A 21,832-nucleotide genomic window follows, 5' to 3' on the forward strand; every position below is an offset into this window, starting at 1 on the left:
TATGAATAAGTTGAAATTATATGCCCTGACGCTGGCTTTTTCCGGCTTAATGGCCTCTTGTAAAGAACAATTACAGGTAGAAAACCCCAACCAGCCGTCGTCTCCGGCCTTAAAAACGGAAACGGGCCTAGTGTCTTTTGGTGAAGGATTTTATTTGACAGGTTTCCGCGATGTTAAATATTATGATGGCGTTCCGGGTTATTTCTGGTCGGGTACCATCGGCAATCTCGAACTTATGGGCGACGTAATCGGGACAGACATTGCTAACGTATTTATCAATCAGATCGGCTGCCCGGATCAGGTTAAACTGGACGATGGCACAATTCTGAGCAACCCTAACTCACCAAGCAAGCAGATCGATTTTCTACGTATCACAGCTAACGTCAATTCAACGGGATACCAGAACTCGACGTATTATGAGTGGGCGTATATGTACAACATGAACAATGCGGCTAATACACTGTTGGCCAACATTGATGGTGTTACGTTCACCGGGGAAGCTGAAACGAAAAAAGGCGTTCTGAAGGCGTGGGCTTACTGGTGGAAAGGATACGCCTATTCACGGATTGGCTCGATGTATTATGCCGGTATCATCAATGAGAAAGCCAACGGCGAAGTGCTAAGTGGTACTAACGGTAACTACGTAACGAAAGAAGCGATCATTGCCGAAGCGAGTAAAAACTTCGATCAGGCGGTGACACTCCTCAATGGACTGACCGTAAATGCTGATTATACAGCCACTATGCAGGGGCTTATTCCGAGTTTCAACCGGGTGGGTAAAGGTGGTGTGCTTACCCCCGCCATGTGGATACGTAACATCAATACCATGAAAGCTCGTAATATTCTGGTTAACACGCGGGTAGCTACAATGACAGCAGCTCAATGGGCCGAAATTCTGACGCTGACGAACGCCGGTATTCAGGCAGCTGATTTTGTATTTACAGGTCGTTCGAACGCTACCAGCGATTTCCTGTCGCCAACTACAGGTACTGTTTCTGGAAAAACCACGGGCGCAAACAATACGTACAAGATCTCGGAACGCTTAATTCAGGATTTTAAAACCGGCGATGCGCGTCTGACGAATAACTTTCAGCAAAGAACTTCGGCTTATATTGGCGAGACATCGCGTGGAAATTCATTCTTCACCCGCTGGAATTTAATTAACCGGGGGGCGGCTGGTTCAGAAGGCAATGCATCGGTTATTACGTATTCAAACCTGAATGCCGGTGGTTACGAACTTTATCTGGCGAGCTCCTACGAAGAAAACCAGCTCATGAAGGCGGAAGCGTCGATTTACACCGGAAAAATTGAGGATGGTCTAACACTTATCGACGAAGTTCGTAAAGCTCAAGGTGCTGGCTTAACGGCCGTTGCCAATACGAATCTGACACTGGATGCTGCTAAAGAAGAGCTTCGTCGGGAGCGTCGAATCGGTTTACTATTCCGGGCGCTGGCGTTCTATGATGCGCGTCGTTGGGGATTACTAGAAACTGGCCGTACAGGGGCCATAGCACTTAGCCGGACGGGCGTTGTTAGCCGAAATGCAACGATCACCTACGGCTATCTGGATTACTGGGATGTACCAGATAACGAAATCGCTTACAATCCGCCAGCAGCGGGTAGTGCACCAATCAAAAATCCGAAACAATAACGGTCAGAACATATTCTGAAACATGAGTCATCCTGAATTTTGTCTCCGTAATCGGATGGAGGCTGTTCGGGATGACTCATATTTGTTTCCGCCTTTATTTAATAACAAATGACTATTTGCATATGAGCAGAGCAGAGCTTTTACCAACATACGACGTTGCGTATACGTTTGTAAACGTGTATCGCGAACTCACCTATAGCCCCGAAAAAGAAACTTTGATTTGAGAGATGTCAATCTAAGGTAGTAGATCAAACCAAGAACTAATGCGTAGCATGTACAGCAGTTATATGAAGAAACGGGCGTTTACTTAAACAGTAGTTAGCCTCCCATTTCGTACTTTGGTTAGCACATATGTTAATTGAAAGACATTTGAAATAACCGTCTATATCGCATTAGTAGGAAACCTAAATTGTTCTAGTCAGGTATGCTAACCTTTACACGTTACATAGTAACAACTGTTGCCTTATTTCTGATTAGTTTAATTGGATGGGCTCAATCGGAAAAGCCGAAAATTTACATTGATCCACAAGGTATTCGCTATACCCCAGAACAATTTGATAGCATTCAAACAGCTAATAGGGGTAAGCCTATTGCTCAAATGGATGTCATCCAGAAAGAGAATGAAACCCAGATTACCTTTGAAATTTTGGCGGTAAATCCCAATGATCTATTTAAACAAAAATGGATTGGCAAACAACTACCTCTCTTTTCGTTGAAGGATATTCAGGGTAACGTTTATAGTAACACCTCGTTGGAAGGCAAACTAATCGTTATTAATTTTTGGTCAACAACCTGTGTGCCCTGTTTGAAGGAGATGCCCCTTTTAAGTGATTTAATGGCTAAATACACAGGCAAAAATATTGTTTTTATCGCTCCTGCTCCTGAGTCAACTGGCCAAATTAAGAAGCTTCTGTCTAGACATCGGTTCACGTATACCGTTTTACCTCAAGCCCAAGCTCTTTTTTCCGCCTTAGCCATCGAGGGTTACCCCTATCATTTCATTATTTCTCCAAGGGGTATTATCGAGGCTATCTACACAGGTTCATCGTTTAACCCTCAAACGAATGAAGCCATACTCGATAATCGACTTATAACCGCCATTGATAAAGCTTTAAAACAGCACTAAAACTGTTACACAAGTGAAATCTCATTAATTGCTGGTTTTTGTAACTACCCAGTGGTCCACCATTGCGGCTCCATCCGTAGCATAGGAGCGAAGAAAAGTGATAAACTGACTGGACTAGTCCCTATTTATCAGCTAGTAAACGACAACTTTTTCTTTAATCAGATCGTTTTTGTTTCTCAACCAACACTGATCCCATGATACGAGGAATACTACTGGCTTTACTTAGCCTACAGTTCGGTTCGGTAATCGCCCAAACAGTGCCTGGGAATACTTTCTTCGCAGAAGCAGGAGGGAATGGCTTGTTTGCCTCCTTAAATTATGAGCGTCAACTGACGGCTCTGCCACGACTCTCGTTACGAGTAGGCGCGGGATTATACGGCGAGAAAGCAGCCTATCTCTCCCTGCCAGTGGGACTTAATTATCTCATTAAGCTGGCAAGGCCTAACTCGTTTATCGATGCCGGTTTGGGTGCCACCTGGGCGCAAGCCAACGGTCGTCTTTTCAGGTCAGAAACGAATTCGTCAAGTAACAATTTTTTTAGCTATCAATATGGGTTTGTTCCATGGGCGGGTATATCCCTAGGAAAAGGATTTTAGAAACGGTGCGTCTGGGAATAATACAAGGGGTATCATTTTCAGACGCTTTGGCCTCTGATAGAAGTTGACAACTACTAAACTATCAAAGCTACATTTTCTTAAATCGCTCCTATTTAGTTCAATCAGTATGCCCAGTTTATATAGCAATTGGCTCGAAGGTACATTAGTTTAGCAACTGCTTGAACAGCAGACCACACTATGAATAAGTTAAAAGCCTTCTTATCTGCTAGCAGGGTGGACCTACTACATTTGACTGGAGGGGTTTTTTAGGCAGATTTGAGCCTATTCTTAAATTTGCTTATTATGAAAAGACCGCAACGGCGGACCGTGCGTTTTTGATGAAACCTTTAGACAGATGGCCCGCCCCGGCGTACCGGTCGATTTGTCTTACGCAAAAGGCTCGATTCGCCAAGCGGCCGAAGAGCTAGGAATTGATTCGGGCAGAATCAGTAAATGGCGACAACGAGATAACAAAGCGGCCCCGTCAGCTAAATCAAATACGGATCTGACCGACGAGCAAAAGCAAATCCGTCAGCTTCAAAAACAACTCAAAGAAACTCAGCTAGAAAGCGATATTTTAAAAAGGCGGTCAGCATCTTTTTCAGGGGCGACTGCGCGGCTGACCGTGGGCGATGTTCCGATTTTATAAAGGAACACGCCAATCAGTTTTCCACCGTCCGCCGTTGCGGTTGAGAGGATGTGTAAAGTGCTCAGGGGGAGTATAAGTGGCTATTACTATTGGCTCAAACACGCAATCGGAACCCGACAGCTTAAGACACAGCAGTTATTGATTCAAATTCAACAGGTTTATGATCGCAGTCAATCGCGTTATGGTAGTCCGCGTATTGCCGATGACCTTAACGAATCAGGTGTGTAAGTATACCCTAATCGAGTAGCCAGAATGATGAATAAAGCGAACGTCAAAAGCATCATGTATAAAAAGTGCTGCGTGTAAACCACGGATTCAAAGCATGATTATCCAATCGCTAACAACCTGTTGAACAGAGAATTTTCGGCAGAGAAGCCAGGCCAAAAGTGGGGGTCTGATATTACGGCACGGCTGCCCCGTTATACCCGGACGGGCGAAGGCTGGTTACACTGAAACGCTTTTCCGGAGCGGCCTATTTTGCAGAGCCATTTGAAAAGCCGCAATGCTGGTATCAACGGATTTCAACGTATCACTCAAAGCCCTGTCCGCTAAATCTAAAATCGCCTGCTCCGGAAAAGCGTTTCAGTGTAAAGTAGGGAAAATCGGGCAATTGTAGTATCTTAAACAAGCAGACAATTGTCATGAAGAAAACCAAATTCACTGAAGCGCAAATCGTCTTTGCTCCCAAGCAATCTGAAACCGGCGTGTCCGTAGCCGAAGTGTGTCGCAAAATGGGCATTAGAGAGGCTACATATTATAATTGGAACCGCGACGGCGGCCCGTAAAAAGTATGGCATACTAGGTGTTGCCGAACTCCGACGATTACGCCAATTGGAAGAAGAAAACCGTCAGTTAAAACAGCTAGTGGCCGACCTGAGTCTAGACAAACAAATGCTTCAGGATTTGCTCAAAAAAAGCATTAAGGCCAGCCCAGTAGAGAAAGCTGGCCTCAAGTTTAATGGAAAGCTATCGGGTTTCGGCTCGCCGTGCCTGCGCTGTAATTCAGTTCCGTTGATGCTTTTTGCAGTTTAAGTCCTGTCGTCGAGATGACCGCTCCGGCGGCCCGGTCCGTGATCCGGAAACGGATCAAAGAAATTGCTCAAGCGCGTGTTCGGTACGGTTATCAGCGGATTTATGTGCTGTTGCGCCGGAAGGGTTGGCGTGACAACTGACGTCCTCCCAGTAAACTGGACCGCTCTAAAGTAGAGAGTTCGGGCGATTTTTGATACCTTAAACAATCAAATGATCGCTTATGAAAAAGACTAAATTCACCGAAGCGCAAATCGTTTTTGCGCTTCGCCAAGCCGACACAGGTACGGTCGTCGCTGAGGTGTGCCGCAAGATGGGCATCAGTGAGGCCACGTTTTATAATTGGAAAAAGAAGTATGGTGGTCTAGGCGTTCCCGAACTTCGACGGCTTCGTCAGTTGGAGGAAGAGAACCAGCAACTAAAACAGTTGGTTGCCGATCTAAGCCTGGACAAACAGATGCTTCAGGAGGTCATCAAAAAAAAGCTTTAAGGCCGATCCAAAAGCGAGGGTTGGCCCAAAGTCTGATGAATGACTATCGGATCTCGCAGCGTCGAGCCTGTGCAGTACTTCTGCTTCGACGCTCGACTTGGTTCTATAAAGCGCATCGTAGAGACGATTCCGTGTTGAGAAAACGTATCCGAGAGATCGCTGAAACGCGTGTTCGCTATGGTTGTCAGCGGATTTTTACCTTGCTACGACGTGAGGGATGGCGCGATAATCATAAGCGTGTGCATCGCTTATATCGTCTGGAAGGCCTAAATCTGCGTAGTAAGCGACCAAGACGTAAACGATCTGCGGCTCACCGGCTAGATCGCCCCGAGCTCTCCAGTATTCATCAGTGCTGGAACGGTCCGCCGTAGCGGTATGGATTTTGTGGCAGATCAACTGTTTGACGGTCGAAAAATCCGGGCCTTAACTGTAGTGGATAATTATAGTCGCCAGTGCTTGGCCATTCACGTTGGCCAGTCGTTAAAAGGGGACGATGTGGTAACGGTGATGAATCACTTAAAAATCGTAGATTTGGCTATTCCGCAACGCATTCAAGTGGACAACGGGAGCGAATTTATTTCGAAGGCATTGGACTTATGGGCGTATAACAACGGCGTAACGTTGGACTTTTCCCGACCCGGCAAACCGACTGACAATCCGTTTATTGAATCGTTTAACGGGAGTTTCCGCGATGAGTGCCTGAACGCACACTGGTTTTTGTCGCTGGAAGATGCTAGGGATAAAATCGAGCGATGGCGGCAAGAATACAACTCATTTCGGCCCCATAGTTCGCTCGGCGGACTGACGCCAAATGAGGCCGAAATGAGCGTCAAAAGAAGAACAAATGAACGTCCGATTCTCAATCGTTGAGCGGCACGCTTTTCGGGAGAACCTCACTCTACTCAACAGCTTTCTCTCTAAGTATATTTTTCAATGTCGATTTGGTGAATTTACCTATTCTTTGTTTGAATAACCATATTACTAGTTTTCTGTCTACCTTTGACAATACCGTCAACTATTACTTCGCTTTATGTCGTTTCTGCCTTCAACGGCATATCATCAGTTTGCTGATACTCAACTTATTTCTGCTCTGGAGGGTGGTGATCGGGACGCCTTTGCGGAGATTTATAGCCGCTATTGGAGTTTGCTTTATCGGCTGGCCTATCAGAAACTGCGCTCCCGCGAAACGGCCGAAGAACTGGTTCAGGATTTGTTCGTCAGTATCTGGACCAAGCGTAATCAGACAACCATTCGTGAACTACGCCCTTACCTGCTGACTGCGCTCCGGTTCTCCATCATTAATCACATCGAATCGCTGCGGGTCCACGAACGCTTCGTCACCTATTACGAATCTTTTCTGAGTCAGACCGATACCGAGCCTGCCGACGAGCTCGCTTTGCAGGATTTGACCGATGCCGTTGAACGGAGTCTGCAAACGCTGCCCGAAAAGTCGCAGCAGGTGTTTCGCATGAGCCGATTTGAGTATCTAACCATCCCCGAAATAGCGCAACACTTAGGCCTTTCTGAAAAAGCCGTCGAATATCATTTGACCCGCGCTCTGAGAGTGGTTCGCGAAAACCTGCGTGATACAGGCGCGTTGATCTTGTTTTTCTTTATCCAGTAACGAATAGGATAATACAAAGAAATTACAGGCTCAATGAATTTAAAAATATAAACTTTCATAGATTTTACAGTTTCTTTTAGGGTTCTAGGTCAAGCTTCCTGACTTACACTATGAACGGTTATCTGAACCGTTCACCAATTTTATGACTCCATTTGACTTTCGCCAGCTACTACGTCGATACCGATCCGGGCAAGCAACCGCCAAAGAGACCCGGCGCGTAGAAGCGTGGTATGACTCGATGGGGACTAAGTTGGAGCAGCCCATTGAGGACGTGGAGGATGAAGCCGTACAGCAACGAATGTGGGCGCACATTCAGGCAGAAACGGATTCTCAAACCACAGTTCGGCCCTTACCCGTTTATCGGCAGAACTGGTTTCGGGTGGCAGCCTCGGTGCTATTGCTAATAGGGCTTTTCGGCTACGGACTTTGGCAGTGGTCTGCTGGTCGGAACGAGCCGGTCGAATTGCTGAGTGTGCAGATGAACAACACCCAACAACCCATACACATCCGGCTCGACGACGGTAGCGACGTAACGCTGGAACCCGGTAGTTTTCTCCGCTATCCTAACCATTTTTCGGCCACCAAACGCGAAGTGTTCTTAACGGGCGAGGCTTTCTTCAGCGTAACCCGCCAGCCGCAGCGTCCGTTTCTGGTTGTAACCGACCGTGTCGTGACAAGGGTGCTGGGGACGAGTTTTCGGGTGAAAGCCTTTGGTGGAAAAGCGAACGTATCCGTGACGGTCCGGACGGGAAAAGTGTCGGTCTTCAGCCGCCCGACGGCCAATACGTCGGCGAAGGAACTGGACAACGCGGTGGTGCTGGTGCCGAATCAGCGGGCTGTGTTTTACCCGGCCGATGCGCGACTGGTCAAGACGCTGGCCGAAAATCCGGTGCTACTGACGCCTGAAAATAAGCAACCTGACTTCAATTTTGTGGATACCCCGCTGCCCGAAGTTTTCGACCGACTGGAAAAAGCCTACGGCGTCGATTTTGTGTACGATGCCGATGTGCTGGCCCGCTGTACGTTGACGGCCCAACTGGGTAAAGAATCGCTCTACGAAAAATTAGACCTTATCAGTGAAGTAACCCACGCCCGGCACGAAGTGATCGATGGGCAGGTGGTTATAGACAGCCGTGGGTGTACGCCTGCCCATAAGTTTGCAACGCCTTAAACCAACCGACCAGCGCTTATGAATCACCGAAGCCCCTTTAGTTTTACCGAGTAACCTTTCAGCAATAAAAAAGCCGGTAATGCACCACCATTACCGGCTTGAAATTCCCTGATTTCTCTGTGTCGCGAAACATGAGTTACAAAACGCCCGATTTCCGGGCGCAGGGATTGTTTTTGTCCAGATTTCCTAAAACCCGTTTAAAACACCTTAAAAGTATGCATCGCCAGTCAACTTTACCAGCATTGTTGTGGGCAATTATGAAAATTACTGTCTGCCAACTCTTATTCGCCATTCTGTTTGTCAGCATGTCAGTCGCCCACGAGGGCCGGGCGCAGGAAGTGCTCAGCCGCCGGGTTACGCTAACGGCCATCGACCAGCCCGCTCGAACCATCCTGAACCGCCTGGAACAACTGACCGATACGCGGTTTATGTATAGTGCCGAGGTCATCAAAGCCGACCGACTGGTTTCGGTCTCGGTGCAGGAACAGCGGCTCGACAACGTATTGAATCAACTGCTGGAGCCACTTCATATTACGTATCGGGTAGTGGGCCAGCAGATTGTGCTCAATGTAGAAGCTGAAGAACCACAACCCACACCGGTGGCGCCCACCGTAACGGGTACAGTAACGGCAAAAAATGGCGAAGTACTACCCGGCGTCAACGTAACCGTGAAGGGAACTACACGGGGTGCATCGACCGATGCGCAGGGACAGTACAAACTGGAAGCTGAATCGGGTCAGACGCTGATGTTCTCGTTCATCGGGTATAAAAATCAGGACGTGGCGCTGACGGGACAAACGACCGTAGACGTAACGCTGGAAGAAAGTTCGGCTACGTTGCAGGAAGTGGCCGTTGTGGGATCGCGGTCGAGCGTTGCCCGGACGGACGTAGAGCGAGCTGTTCCTGTCGACGTACTGACTCCCAAAGAATTGCAATCGACGGGGCAGGTCGAGCTGAGTCAGCAGGTACAGTTTACATCGCCTTCGTTCAACTCGGCCAAGAACGGGATCAATGGCGTAGCCAGTTATGCTGACCCGGCCTCGCTCAAGGGTCTGTCGCCCGATCAGATGCTGGTATTGGTGGACGGGAAACGGCGGCATCAGTTTGCCGCGGTGAACCTGAACGTAACGGTCGGCAAAGGTACCGTTGTGACCGATATGAACGCCGTGCCGACGCTGGCCGTTGAGCGACTGGAAATTCTGCGCGACGGGGCTGCGGCTCAGTACGGTTCCGACGCGATTGCGGGTATCGTCAACCTGAACCTGAAGAAATCGGTTGGAACGGGCAGTGCAATGCTCCAATACGGGGTGACAAGTCGGGGCGACGGGGGCGGCTATACGGCGGGCGTGAACTACGGCTTCCGGCTGGGTAAAACCGGGTATTTGAACGTAACGGGAAGCTATCAGGACGTAGCGGGCACCGACCGCTCGGACCCCTACAATCCGCAGCCCGTGGCCGGAGGAGCGTACACTGGTATCTATACGAACAACAAAACCACCGACGAATCGGCCCGCGAATCCCGTGGGGTCTACGGTCAGTACGGTACATTTCGGGTAACGGAGTACGGCAGCAACGCCATGAAATCGGGGCAACTGTTTTACAACGCGGGCTTACCCCTGAGCAAAAACTGGACGCTCTATTCGTTCGGTGGCTTTTCCCGGAAACGCGTCAACGCGCTGGGCTTTTTCCGTACCGCCAACCCGATCACCGGTACGACCAACCCCGCCATTTACCCCGATGGTTTTACGCCACAGTTACCCGGTACGGTGCAAGATTACTCCGTGGTGCTGGGCGTTCGCAAAAAGGTTCTCGAAGGCTGGAACATGGATTTCAGTACGGGCTACGGATCTAACTACCTCGATCAGAACGTAACCAATTCCACCAACGCATCGCTGGGTGCCAATTCGCCCAAAGATTTTTACGTGGGTCGAATTGCCTTCGGTCAGAGCGTGAGCGAAATCAACCTCAACAAAACCATGTTCGGGGTGATGGGCACCAAAACGCTGAGTCTGGCCGTGGGCGCTCAGTACCGCATCGACCAGTTCCAGCTGACGGCCGGCGATCCGGCCAGCTATCAGGTCGGCCCCCTGGCGGCTACTAACAACAAGATTCCCGGTTCGCAGGGGCGCGTCGGCATCGGCCTGGACGACGAAACCAACCGCACCCGCTCGAACGTCGGTATGTACGTCGACGTGGAAAGCGACCTGACCGAGCGACTCCTGCTGACTGGCGCGTTACGCTACGAAAACTACAGCGATTTTGGCGGCAATCTGTCCGGGAAACTGGCCTCGCGCTACAAGCTGAATGACAACTTCTCTATCCGGGGGTCCATCAACCGGGGCTTCCGGGCTCCGTTGCTGCAACAGGTCGCCAATGCCGTAACGACCTCAACGGTGCAGAATGGCGTCGTAACCTCAACCAAAGAAATTCCCAACAGCGATCCCCGCCTGAGCCAGATCGGTATCGAAAACCCGAAAGCCGAAACGTCGTGGAACTATAATCTGGGGCTGACAGCCAAAGCGGCCCGCAACCGACTCCTGTTCACCCTGGATGCTTACCAGATCGACATCCGCGACCGGATTATTATCACCGAGAATCTGCGGGTAGCTAACATTGCCGCACTGAAACCGCTATTCCCCGGCCTCCAGGAAATTACGTTCTTCACCAACCAGGTCAGTACGCAGACGCGCGGTATCGACTTTGTTACCTCCTTCCGGCAGACGCTCCGGCGCAACAACGTTTTTACGGCCAGTGTAGCCCTGACGGTGAACAAGACCGAAATTGTCGGTACGAAAGGAACGCCCGCGCAGTTGCAGGCCGGTACGACCGCTCCGATTCTGCTGATCGATACCGTAAGCCGCGCCCTGATCGAAACCAGTCAGCCCCGCACTAAAGTGCTGGTATCGATTGGGTATCAGATGGGTAAGCTAACCCTAAATCTGCGGTCGACGTATTTCGGATCGGTAACGGCTTGGGAAAAACCGAGCGGACTGCCCCACCGCGTGCAGACTTTCGGCGGGAAAAACCTCTTCGACGTATCGGCAGTCTATGCCTTTAGCAAGCTGCTCTCGCTGACTATCGGTGGCAACAACATCACTAACGTATATCCCGACCGTGTCTTTAGCAACTATGCTTCTTATAGCAACGGTCAGGTGCCCTACACCCGAAACGCCAACCAGTTCGGGTTCAATGGAACGTATTATTACGCCAACCTGATGGTTAATTTTTAGAAAGCTGAACCGATTATGGTAAACATCGCGCTGTTACTGATTTGTCTGCTGGCGGGGGGACTTCTGCGAACGAGTCGGTTGCTGCCGGCCGATGCTCACCTGACACTAAATCAGTTGCTGGTAACGGTGTTCATCCCGGCTCTGACGCTACGTCACATTCCCGACATGCACCTCACCCGGCAGTTCTGGTTAACGGTGCTGGTACCCTGGTTCGTTTTCCTGATGGGCCTGCTGTTTTTCGGATTGGTGGGACGGTCGCTACGGGGCACTAAACAGGCGCTTGACCGGCCGACACTCGGTTCACTTCAACTAACCGGCGGCATCAGTAGCGTATCGTTCGTGGGTTTCCCACTGTTTGAACTACTCTACGGCGAACGGGGGCTGGCGGTCGGAATCGTAATGAGTCAGGCCGGAACATTCGGGGTGGCGATGACGCTGGGTGTAGCACTAGCAAGCTGGCATACGGCAAAGCACCATCCGGTGGGCCAACCTTCCGTGCGGCAAGTGTTGGGCAATATGCTACGGTTTCCGCCTTTTCCGGTGTTTCTGCTGGCGCTGGCGGCTAATGTGGCTGGCTATCAGCATCCGGCGCTGGTCCGCGATCTACTCGACAAAATCAGTGCCCCGTTTACGGTGCTGGCGTTGGTATCGGTGGGTATGCAGTTACAGTGGCGGGTGCGCCCCGAAGAGCGTTCTCATTTGCTGTTAGGGCTGACCTACAAACTGTTGCTGGCTCCGCTGCTGGTTTTTGCGCTGTGCCGGTTCTGGCTGGGTCGTCAGGACTACGTAGCGGATTTGTGCGTGCTGGGTTCGGCGATTGGTCCGATGAATACAGCGGCCATTCTGGCGAATCGGTATGGGCTCAATGCCCCGTTGGCGTCGCAAATGGTAGGCATCGGTATTCCGCTTTCGTTTCCTGTTCTGTTTCTGATTCATTACCTGATGGAACGTGGATTTTTATGATCGGATACGTTGAATGAAAATCTTAAAAATCATACAAATCTGCGTTCGATTTCACTTGTAACAACCTGCTGATTTCTATGAAAAAGTTATTGACTAACCTAACTTTTTGGGTGCTTACGGCTATCATTTCGGGCGCCCTGCTGGGCCATTTTGTTCCGGCTACCGCCGTCCAGATGGAGTTTCTGGGGAAGTGGTTCATCAGCGTCGTCAAGCTGTTTATCAACCCGATTATCTTCCTGACCATTACGCTGGGTATCAGCAGTATGGGCGATCTGAAGAAAGTGGGGCGTGTGGGGGGGAAAGCCCTGCTTTATTTTGAAATCGTCACGACGCTGGCCCTGCTCATCGGCATCGGCGTAGCGAACCTGATCCGACCGGGAGACGGAGTTGCCACGGGCAATCTGAATGGCGCGGCTGTCAGCCAGTATTCCGAGCGGGCCGAGTCGTTTTCGTGGCTTAAATTTCTGGCCGATAACCTCACACTCCAGGTGCTGCTGGTATCGATTGTCATCGGCATCGGGCTGAGTCGCTACTCGGGCCGCGAGCGAGTGCTGAACGGGCTGTCTGTGGCGTCGAAATGGGTATTTAAAGGCTTGCATCTGGTGATGCGGTTTGCCCCGATCGGCGCCTTCGGAGGAATGGCCTACACCATCGGCAAGTACGGTATTGGTACGTTGCTGCCGCTCGCCAAACTGATGACAACCGTTTACGCAACCATGTTTCTGTTCGTGTTCGTCGTGCTCAACGCCATTCTGCGCTACTACCAGATCAGTCTGTGGTCGTTTCTCAAATACATCCGGCAGGAGCTGTTAATTGTGCTGGGTACCTCGTCGTCGGAAGCCGCGCTACCGGCACTGATGGAAAAGCTTGAGCGCATGGGCTGTGCCAAACCGGTAGTGGGGCTGGTAGTTCCGGCGGGTTACTCGTTTAACCTAGACGGCACAACGATTTACCTGTCGCTGGCGACGCTCTTTTTGGCGCAGGTGTTCGGAGTCGAACTGACCAGCTCACAGATTCTGACTATCATCGGGATTCTGATGGTCACTTCGAAGGGTGCTGCGGGCGTCACCGGCAGCGGGTTTGTGGTGCTGGCCAGTACACTGACCGCCATTCGGGTGATTCCGGTAGAAGGACTGGCGCTCCTGCTGGGGGTTGACCGATTTATGTCCGAAGCGCGGAGCATTACCAACTTTATCGGCAATGCCGTCGCCACGATTTTCCTGGCCAACAATGAGAAAGCCTTTGACCGAGCCATGATGCGGCAGGCTTTCGACGAACGTACTCCTCCGCCCGCCGTACCGGAACTGCCTATCCCAGAGCCTGCACTCAACCGATAATTTATTGCTTTTTCCGGTCATTAAATCGCGAATTAACATCCTGCTTGCTGTATGAATACGAACTTATTTTCAACACCTTCTTACGTAGCTACTAACGTCCTTGAATCGCTGGGCTTACCCGAAACAACAACCGTGTCGCTCAACCTGACGGTGCCCCAATTAACCGAATTGGCCCTGTTGCGTGATGAAGGGGTGCTCACCGAAACGGGGATACTAATGTGCGATACGGGCACCTTCACGGGTCGTTCGCCTAAAGACAAGTTTATCGTTCGCGATGCGCTCACCGATAAAACAGTTTGGTGGGGAGCCATTAACCAACCTATCGAGGCCGACCAGTTCGACCGACTTCATCAGCGCATGCTGGCTTCGCTGGCCGACAAATCGGTGTTTGTGCGCTACGTAAAAGCCGGGGCCGATCCGCGCTACGCCATCAACATTACCGTAGTAAACGAACTGGCCTGGCATAATCTCTTCTGTCACAACCTGTTCATCGAAACGTCAGCCGAAGAGCGCGCGGCCTTTACCCCGAACTGGACGATCCTGAATCTACCCAGCTTTCTGGCTAACCCCGCCACCGACGGCACCCGCCAGAGCAATTTTACCATCATCAATTTCAGCGAGCGGGTTATCCTGATTGGTGGCACGGGCTACGCGGGCGAGATGAAGAAAGGCATCTTCTCGGTACTCAATTTTACACTGCCCCGGCAGGGCGTACTATCGATGCACTGTTCGGCCAACGTCGGTAAAGCAGGCGACACGGCCTTATTTTTTGGGTTGTCAGGTACCGGCAAAACCACCTTATCGACCGATCCGGACCGGCAACTTATCGGCGACGACGAACACGGCTGGAGCGATCAGGTTTTCAATTTTGAAGGGGGCTGTTACGCTAAAGTAATCAACCTGAGTGCCGAACACGAACCGGAAATTTACGGTGCGATACGACCGGGGGCGGTGCTGGAAAATACGCGATTTTTGCCTGATACTCAAATTGTAGACTTCACTGATCAGTCCGTCACCGAAAATACCCGGACTGCCTACCCGCTCGACTACATTGCCAACCGGGCTAATCCATCCGTGGGTCCCGTCCCTCGCAATCTGTTTTTTCTGACAGCCGATGCGTTTGGCGTGCTACCTCCTATCGCCCGGCTGACGGTCAAGCAAGCGATGTATTACTTCCTGTCGGGTTATACGGCAAAGTTAGCGGGAACCGAAGTCGGTATTAAAGAGCCTGTGCCGACGTTTTCAGCCTGTTTCGGGGCGGCCTTTCTGCCTCTACATCCGTTCGAATATGCCGATCTTTTGGGACAGCATTTAGAAACTGCGGAGGTTCCGGTTTGGCTGGTCAATACGGGCTGGACGGGTGGTTCGTTCGGTACGGGGCAACGGATCAAATTAGCCTACACCCGCGCCGTCATCCGGGCGGCTCTAACGGGTATTCTGGATAAAGTAGAATACCAAACCTTACAACCCTTTGGGCTACAAATTCCGCTGACCTGTTCCGGCATACCCGCTGAATTGCTCAACCCCCGCAAGGCTTGGGAACGCCCAATTGATTACGATGCAACTGCCGGTCGACTGGCGCGGGCGTTCCGAGAAAACTACCAGACGTACCAAAAAGCGGCCGGAGATAGTCCATCGGAGTTGTTATTTACGTAGAAACTGTTTGAACTTTAATAACGTGTCTGTCATTCCTCCTGCCGCATTGGCGGACTAGTCGAGATGATAGACACTCACCCTGTATTGACCCATGAAGGCTTACTCGGAAGATATTGTCGCCGTGCCGGTCGGTACGACGCTAGATCGGTTTATCAAACGGCAGCAGCAGGCATCTCTAGCGGCCACGGGTGAGCTTTCGCAACTATTGCGGGACATCGCCTTAGCCGCCAAGATCGTTCAGCGCGAAATTAGCCGGGCTGCCCTTCTATCCGTAACGGGAGGTTTTGGCACCGAGAATCAACATGGTGAAGCACAGCAGAAACTGGATGTTATTGCGCACATCCGGTTTCTGCGGGCCCTCCGAAACGGCAGAGAAGTAGCCGCTGTGGTATCGGAAGAAGAGGATCAGGTAATTCACACAGGAAATGCTGACGGTAAATACGTGGTGGCCATTGACCCACTCGATGGCTCCTCCAACATCGATGTAAACGTATCCATTGGCACTATCTTCTCCATATACAGACGCCAGTCGCTACCCGGCACACCCGCCGTTGAAGCCGACTTTTTACAGGGGGGGCTCCGGCAGGTGGCAGCGGGTTATGTGCTGTACGGTACGTCGACCTTATTCGTTTATACCACGGGGCAGGGAGTCAATGGCTTCACGTATGACAATTCGCTGGGCGAGTTTTTTCTATCACATCCAACCCTGACAACGCCGGTCGATGGGCGGATCTATTCATGTAATGAAGGAAACGTAGCGGATTTTCCTGTAAACATTCAGCAGTTCATTGCCAACTGTCAGCATGCTCGGCTCACCGCTCGTTACATTGGGGCACTCATTGCCGATGTTCACCGTAACTTACTCAAAGGCGGTATTTACCTGTATCCGGAAACCCAGGCAGCCCCTACCGGTAAACTTCGGTTGCTCTATGAAGGCTTTCCCATGGCGTTTCTGGTCGAACAGGCCGGGGGAAGGGCTACCGACGGGCATCAGCGACTATTGGCAAAATCGATCCAGACTTTACACCAACGTACGCCACTAATCATCGGCTCGACTAACTTAGTTGACCTCGTAACAGGGCTACTGAACGCTTAACTGGTTCCGACGGCGATCGCAGCGGCCGAAAACAGCATAGGCATACTTAACTGAAACGCTGATGAAGTTGATTTAGATTACGGTTTACCCTGTGTTAGTTAGAAGATAAAGCGGGCCAACCGGCGGTGATGAATGTGGGGTCATCAGCAATCAGCCTTATCAGCACAAAAAGCTACAGATTACACCCGTTATCCGTGGCGTTTTAATCTTAAGACATTAGCATTCAACTGACAAACAAAACGGATAAGAAACTCTGTTCTGGTGACATGGTTTTATAATCAGTGAGCTTTCATTTCTAATTCCCATAAATCGCTCCCAACTGAGACGAGGGTGTCTCACTATCTATTAATAGGGGCGTTTAAAGAAACAGTATTATTGGGGTTTGGAAAGGTTTGCCACCATTGGTAATTGAATGACAAATGCTGTCCCTTTGCCTTCAGCACTCTCGACAGCTAATAAACCCCCGTGTCCTTTGGCAATGATGTCATAACTTAAGGATAACCCCAAACCTGTTCCTTCCCCAGTCGGTTTGGTGGTAAAAAAGGGCTGGAAAATTTTAGTCTTGACTGATTTAGGAATGCCTGTACCATTGTCCTGTACCCGGATCACTACGTGACCAAGTTCATACTTTGTACTAACCTCAATTAAGGGCCTGTAATCAGTATTGTCACTTTGCTTAGCCCGTTCCCTGACAGCATAAAAGGCATTGTTATATAGGTTCAAGAGTACTCGCCCGATCTCCTGGGGAGCTACGTCGACTGGTTTCAAATCGGGATCAAAGTGGGTGACTAACTCACAGGTAAATTCATTGCCTTTTGCTCTTAAGCCATGATAGGCAATCTTGAGATATTCATCGGCTAAGGACGCTAGATCGGTTGGCCGTTTCTCGCCCGATTCGGTGCGGGAATGTTCGAGCATGCCCTTCACAATGCTACTTGCTCGGCCGCCATGATGGTTGATCTTTTGTAGATTGCGGCTCACATCATCAGCAAGGGCTAGTACGTTGTTGAGATGGCCGGCCTGAACTTCGTCTTTCAACTCGTCGATCAATTCAGCACTCACTTCCGAGAAGTTGTTAACGAAGTTTAGAGGATTCTGAATTTCGTGGGCAATGCCCGCTGTCAGTTCGCCCAGACTGGCCAGCTTTTCTTTATGAACTAACTGGTCCTGAGTGGATTTGAGTACAGTCAGGGAGCGAGTGAGTTCTTCCGTGCGAGCTTCTACCTGATGTTCCAATCGCTCGTTTTGGGTCGCTAGCAGGTGTTGTTTTTCCTTCTCCTGAGCAATCGTTTTTTGCGAAAGGCTCTCTAATTTAACTAATTGGTTTCGTAGCAGGGTATTCGTAGTGGCCCGCTCATGCGATACTAAAAGAGATACCGTCAGGGCCAGTCCCAAAAAACTGATCATAAATAAATTATCACTAAAGCTCCCCAGCACATGGCTAAATGAAGGAACAAAAACGGATACTGTATATACTAGAAACACTGCTACCAGCGTACCATGCGCCATCGTAAATAGCTTTGCGCCGTTTTTTTCTTGTTGTTGGGCTAGAATTCCGATTCGTAATATTTCAGACCAGGGCAGTAGTATGGCCAGAATGAACCAAGCTAAGCCTTTATAAACTGGTAGCCATATCCCAATTGGTATAGTAACTAATGTGAGCAGAGCTACGACAAAAAATGGCTTCCTTTTGGGTTGTTTGAAATAGTGGTAGGTACCCAATAGGTAGTAGAAACCAGAAAAGGCGAGGGCAACTGTAAATAAGAAATCGAGAAGATCTGAAGTCCAAGCTACCTGAGTGACATCTAATACGTCGATCAATAAATCCGCTGCCAGCAGATGAGTAATACCTTGCGTTACTAAAAACAGACCTAAATACAGAGCCGCACGCTGTTCGATGGAAGCCAGAAAAAGCAAGAGTTGCAAAAGGCCTAACGCCAGAAAAATACTAAACAGAAGTGTTTCCAGGAGCGACCTTGATAATTGATTTTGACTAACGTCCTGGGCCAGTTTGAATGGGCCAACACTGACCTGAAGAAACGAAAAATGACGGCTAAGAACAGGCAGTCGTTGGGTAGAAAAAGCATATCGCACGGCCAGGAGTTGCACCGAGTCCGCGTTTAGGGATACAAAGGGAATATTTTCGTGGTAAGCGCTGGCTACTAGCTGCTTCTGTAGACTTATCAGCCCGTTTCGAGCCACGAGCTTTCCATTTAAAAACAGTTCTGTAGCCCCACTTTGCTCTAAAATGATGCTAATTGGTTTTCCCCGTAGCTGGGGCGCAACGTGGAATCGGATTCGTAGCCAACCTATGCCTTGCTGAGGAAGTTGGTGTATGGACCCAATAGTCCGAGTCGGAGTAAGTGTATCCCAACGGGCATCATTAAACTGTGGCTTAGCCCAATCTGAGTTATCTCCCATGTGCCATTTCCAAGCCATATTCAGAAGTAGGCCCTTGCTGGGCAGACTATCAACATAAACAGTGGCTTGCCCTCTGGTCGTTAATGTAATCAAATAGAGCAACCCGGTTAGAAAAAGAGATTTCATACTGCTTAGAAATTAGAAGGCCATACAAAACTTAGCAAGCTATTCCCCGCAGACTATCTCATTTTAGCCATAAACTATAACGTTTGGGACAGTACTTTAACCTTGCTTTACCTACAGCTTCTGCTTCAACAGATAGATCATTTTCTGTAATAGTGAACCATCCCACTCAATCATTAGCACCGACGAGTGGCCATACCAAACTCCGAGACGTAGTGTAGGTGTATGTGCAACGTCAAAAAATCCATCCACCAATCAGAATTAGCCCAAACGGGATAGTTTTTGACTCAAACGAACCAGTGCTTCTATGTGAAACTGCAGACATTTGACCTGTCTGAAGCGCGAGACTACTGCACTAATAAGGCATCAGCCAAAGTCACTCTTATTTCTCTTAAATTATGAAAAAGCTCGTCTGCAATCTTACTCTTTATTTGTTCATCGTAGGCACTGGTTTTACCCTCTTAATAGCCTGCCAATCAGCTACTATTTCTCCAGATCCACAACCCGAATCAGTTCACATCGTTAGAAAGACTTTTGTCGTGGATTCAATGAATCACGCGCTTCCCAGATAGGAATATCATCTACCGACGACTTAATTTCCGTCGAGCAACAGCCTCGACCAAAACCCGAAGAAAAGAAAGACCAGCGTTTTCCTTAGTGTTGCACATAATCTGTAGGCGTTTGATTGTAGAATTCTTTAAACAGTTTGGTAAAATAAGAAGGCGACTCAAATCCAACTCTATACGCTGTTTCTGATACGTTGTAACCTATACGTAACAGATCAACAGCCCGCCGGAGTCGATACTGGCGCATTACGTCGTGAGGAGATAACTGTAATAGACTCTGGAGTTTACGGTGTAGCTTTCGCCGACTCATGGCTAACTCTTCGGCCAGCCACTCGACGCTGAGCGCTGAATCATCGAGCCGCCCCTCTAATAACTGATACAATCGGCTCAGAAACTGGTCCTGAACGGTTTCCAGCGGCTCGGTTTCCTGGTTGGACTTGGGTTGAGTAAGCTGTCGGCGATACGTTTCCCGCAGTTTGTCCTGCCGCGTCAGCATATTACGTAGACGTAACCGCAACTCACTTATGCTGAATGGTTTCGTCAGGAAGTCATCGAACCCAGAACTCAATCCTTTTAACCGTTCATTGGGGCTATGGCTTGCCGTCAGTAGCACAACGGGAATATGATCGGTTTCCGGATCAAGCCGGAGTTGTTCAATTAGTTCATACCCATCCATTTTTGGCATCATCAAGTCGGTCACGATGATGTCGGGCATTTCCTCTTTAGCGAGTAAGTAGCCATCATATCCATTCGACGCAGAGCGAATTCGGAACGTAGTGACTAATTCCATTGACATAAACTCACGCAGTTCGGAGTTATCCTCGACAATGAGTAATAAGGGTGCCTCTTCTAACGTAGTACGTTCGGACTCATAGGCAGAAGGAGGTTCTGGGATGTAATGTGAGAGGGACGGGGATTCGATTGGGCTGTATTCCTGTTCATGTGTTGTTAGCTGCACCGGAATTTCCACTGAAAAGCGGGTTCCTGGCCCGATTTCCTGAGGGTACACCTGAATCGTTCCTCCTAGACGTAGCACCATCTCATTCACCAAAGCCAAGCCGATGCCTGTTCCGGCATGATTACGATTCGGAGCCTGTTTAGCCTGATAAAAGCGGTTGAAAATATGAGGTAGTTTATCAGCAGTAATGCCAATACCGGTATCGCTAACGGCTAGTTGAACTGTCGTTGGGGTTTTCGTCAGGCTGACCGTAATACCACCTGTTTCGGTAAATTTAATGGCATTTGATAGCAGGTTGTACAGAATTTTCTCCCATTTATCGGCATCGAAAAGGTATTTCCCAGATGGTACGTCTGTCTGATACGTTAGGGATAGTTGTTTTATATCTGTTGAAGGACGGAACAGATCAACGATCTGGCGTACAAATTCAGACAAATCACCAACTTCATTAACCAGGTCCATCTGCCTGGCTTCGAGCTTGTTAATATCCAGTAGTTGATTGAACAACCGTAGTAACTGACGAGCGTTACGTTGCACGGTGGCTAACTGGTATTGATGGGCAGGCGGAAGCTCGGCGGTCTCAAGCAGGTTATCTACCGGAGAAACAATCAGCGAAAGTGGCGTACGAAGCTCATGGGTGATGTTGGCAAAAAAGCGCGTTTTCATCTCGTCCATGACTTTTAATTCAATCATTTCGCGTTGTTGCGCGGCCGAGTGAATAGCTTTTTCCAGCGTTTTTTTGAGGTCAGTAAACTTAATGGGCTTGGTCAGAAAGTCGAAAGCCCCCTCGTTCATGGCCGTCCGAATATTGGGCATATCGCCATAGGCCGTGACAATGATTGTACGCAGAACAGGGTTAACCAGCGGCACTTTGGTGAGCAGAGTCAACCCGTCAACGCCGGGCATGTTGATATCACTAAGCAGAACAGCGATATCGGGATGTTGTTCCAGGATGGTTAGTGCCTCTTGGCCATCTTTCGCAAAAAGAAATTCGTAGGTTTTATTTTGTATTTGTTGGCGAAACTGTTGGCGGAACAGGTCTTCCAGATCGGTTTCGTCATCGGCCAGTAGAATTTTGGTTGCCATTAAAGAGTAAATTCATGATTTAGGGAGGGTTAGCAAAAATAATCGAGTTTAGCAGTATGC

14 protein-coding genes and 2 pseudogenes are annotated in these 21,832 nt (G+C 49.5%); 14 read left to right on the forward strand and 2 right to left on the reverse strand.

Annotated elements, in window-relative coordinates; all coding sequences use genetic code 11:
- Position 1: 1 nt before the first annotated feature.
- The 14 genes and pseudogenes from ACYVD4_RS07230 (at position 2) to fbp (ending at position 16,618) form a co-directional block, all read left to right on the forward strand.
- Positions 2–1,651: a RagB/SusD family nutrient uptake outer membrane protein gene (locus tag ACYVD4_RS07230; protein WP_460943907.1), complete on the forward strand. Its 1,650-nt coding sequence runs from the start codon at positions 2–4 to the stop codon at positions 1,649–1,651.
- A gap of 424 nt (positions 1,652–2,075) precedes the next feature.
- Complete coding sequence (locus ACYVD4_RS07235; protein ID WP_460943909.1) at positions 2,076–2,777, forward strand: TlpA family protein disulfide reductase; 702 nt, start codon at positions 2,076–2,078, stop codon at positions 2,775–2,777.
- 194 nt (positions 2,778–2,971) lie between these two features.
- Positions 2,972–3,373: a hypothetical protein gene (locus ACYVD4_RS07240; RefSeq protein WP_460943911.1), complete on the forward strand. Its 402-nt coding sequence runs from the start codon at positions 2,972–2,974 to the stop codon at positions 3,371–3,373.
- Between the two features lie 355 nt (positions 3,374–3,728).
- Complete coding sequence (locus ACYVD4_RS07245; RefSeq protein WP_460943913.1) at positions 3,729–4,022, forward strand: transposase; 294 nt, start codon at positions 3,729–3,731, stop codon at positions 4,020–4,022.
- Positions 4,023–4,070: 48 nt separating this feature from the next.
- Positions 4,071–4,250, forward strand: a complete 180-nt coding sequence (locus tag ACYVD4_RS07250) for an IS3 family transposase (protein WP_460943915.1) — start codon at positions 4,071–4,073, stop codon at positions 4,248–4,250.
- A gap of 413 nt (positions 4,251–4,663) precedes the next feature.
- A pseudogene (locus tag ACYVD4_RS07255) lies at positions 4,664–5,026 on the forward strand (transposase); the annotation flags it as partial.
- A 248-nt stretch (positions 5,027–5,274) separates the two neighbouring features.
- A pseudogene (locus ACYVD4_RS07260) lies at positions 5,275–6,411 on the forward strand (IS3 family transposase).
- Positions 6,412–6,571: 160 nt separating this feature from the next.
- Positions 6,572–7,165 carry an RNA polymerase sigma factor gene (locus ACYVD4_RS07265; RefSeq protein ID WP_460943917.1) on the forward strand — a complete coding sequence of 198 codons (594 nt, stop codon included), beginning with the start codon at positions 6,572–6,574 and terminating at the stop codon, positions 7,163–7,165.
- A 142-nt stretch (positions 7,166–7,307) separates the two neighbouring features.
- Positions 7,308–8,336: a FecR family protein gene (locus ACYVD4_RS07270; RefSeq protein WP_460943919.1), complete on the forward strand. Its 1,029-nt coding sequence runs from the start codon at positions 7,308–7,310 to the stop codon at positions 8,334–8,336.
- Positions 8,337–8,467: 131 nt separating this feature from the next.
- Positions 8,468–11,566 (forward strand): TonB-dependent receptor domain-containing protein, encoded by a 3,099-nt coding sequence (locus tag ACYVD4_RS07275; RefSeq protein WP_460943921.1) that lies wholly within the window; start codon positions 8,468–8,470, stop codon positions 11,564–11,566.
- A 15-nt stretch (positions 11,567–11,581) separates the two neighbouring features.
- Complete coding sequence (locus tag ACYVD4_RS07280) at positions 11,582–12,529, forward strand: AEC family transporter (protein ID WP_460943923.1); 948 nt, start codon at positions 11,582–11,584, stop codon at positions 12,527–12,529.
- 77 nt (positions 12,530–12,606) lie between these two features.
- On the forward strand, positions 12,607–13,866 hold the full coding sequence (locus ACYVD4_RS07285) for a cation:dicarboxylate symporter family transporter (RefSeq protein WP_460943925.1): 1,260 nt from the start codon (positions 12,607–12,609) through the stop codon (positions 13,864–13,866).
- Between the two features lie 51 nt (positions 13,867–13,917).
- A complete protein-coding gene (pckA, locus tag ACYVD4_RS07290; protein ID WP_460943927.1) occupies positions 13,918–15,522 on the forward strand; it encodes a phosphoenolpyruvate carboxykinase (ATP) in 1,605 nt (534 codons plus the stop codon).
- Between the two features lie 91 nt (positions 15,523–15,613).
- Positions 15,614–16,618: a class 1 fructose-bisphosphatase gene (gene fbp / locus ACYVD4_RS07295; RefSeq protein ID WP_460943929.1), complete on the forward strand. Its 1,005-nt coding sequence runs from the start codon at positions 15,614–15,616 to the stop codon at positions 16,616–16,618.
- Between the two features lie 372 nt (positions 16,619–16,990).
- On the opposite strand, the gene ACYVD4_RS07300 is transcribed toward fbp, so the two are convergent.
- Complete coding sequence (locus tag ACYVD4_RS07300) at positions 16,991–19,165, reverse strand: ATP-binding protein (protein ID WP_460943931.1); 2,175 nt, start codon at positions 19,163–19,165, stop codon at positions 16,991–16,993.
- Positions 19,166–19,816: 651 nt separating this feature from the next.
- Positions 19,817–21,772, reverse strand: a complete 1,956-nt coding sequence (locus ACYVD4_RS07305) for a response regulator (protein ID WP_460943933.1) — start codon at positions 21,770–21,772, stop codon at positions 19,817–19,819.
- Positions 21,773–21,832 lie beyond the last annotated feature (60 nt).

The organism is Spirosoma daeguense, from assembly GCF_054776875.1.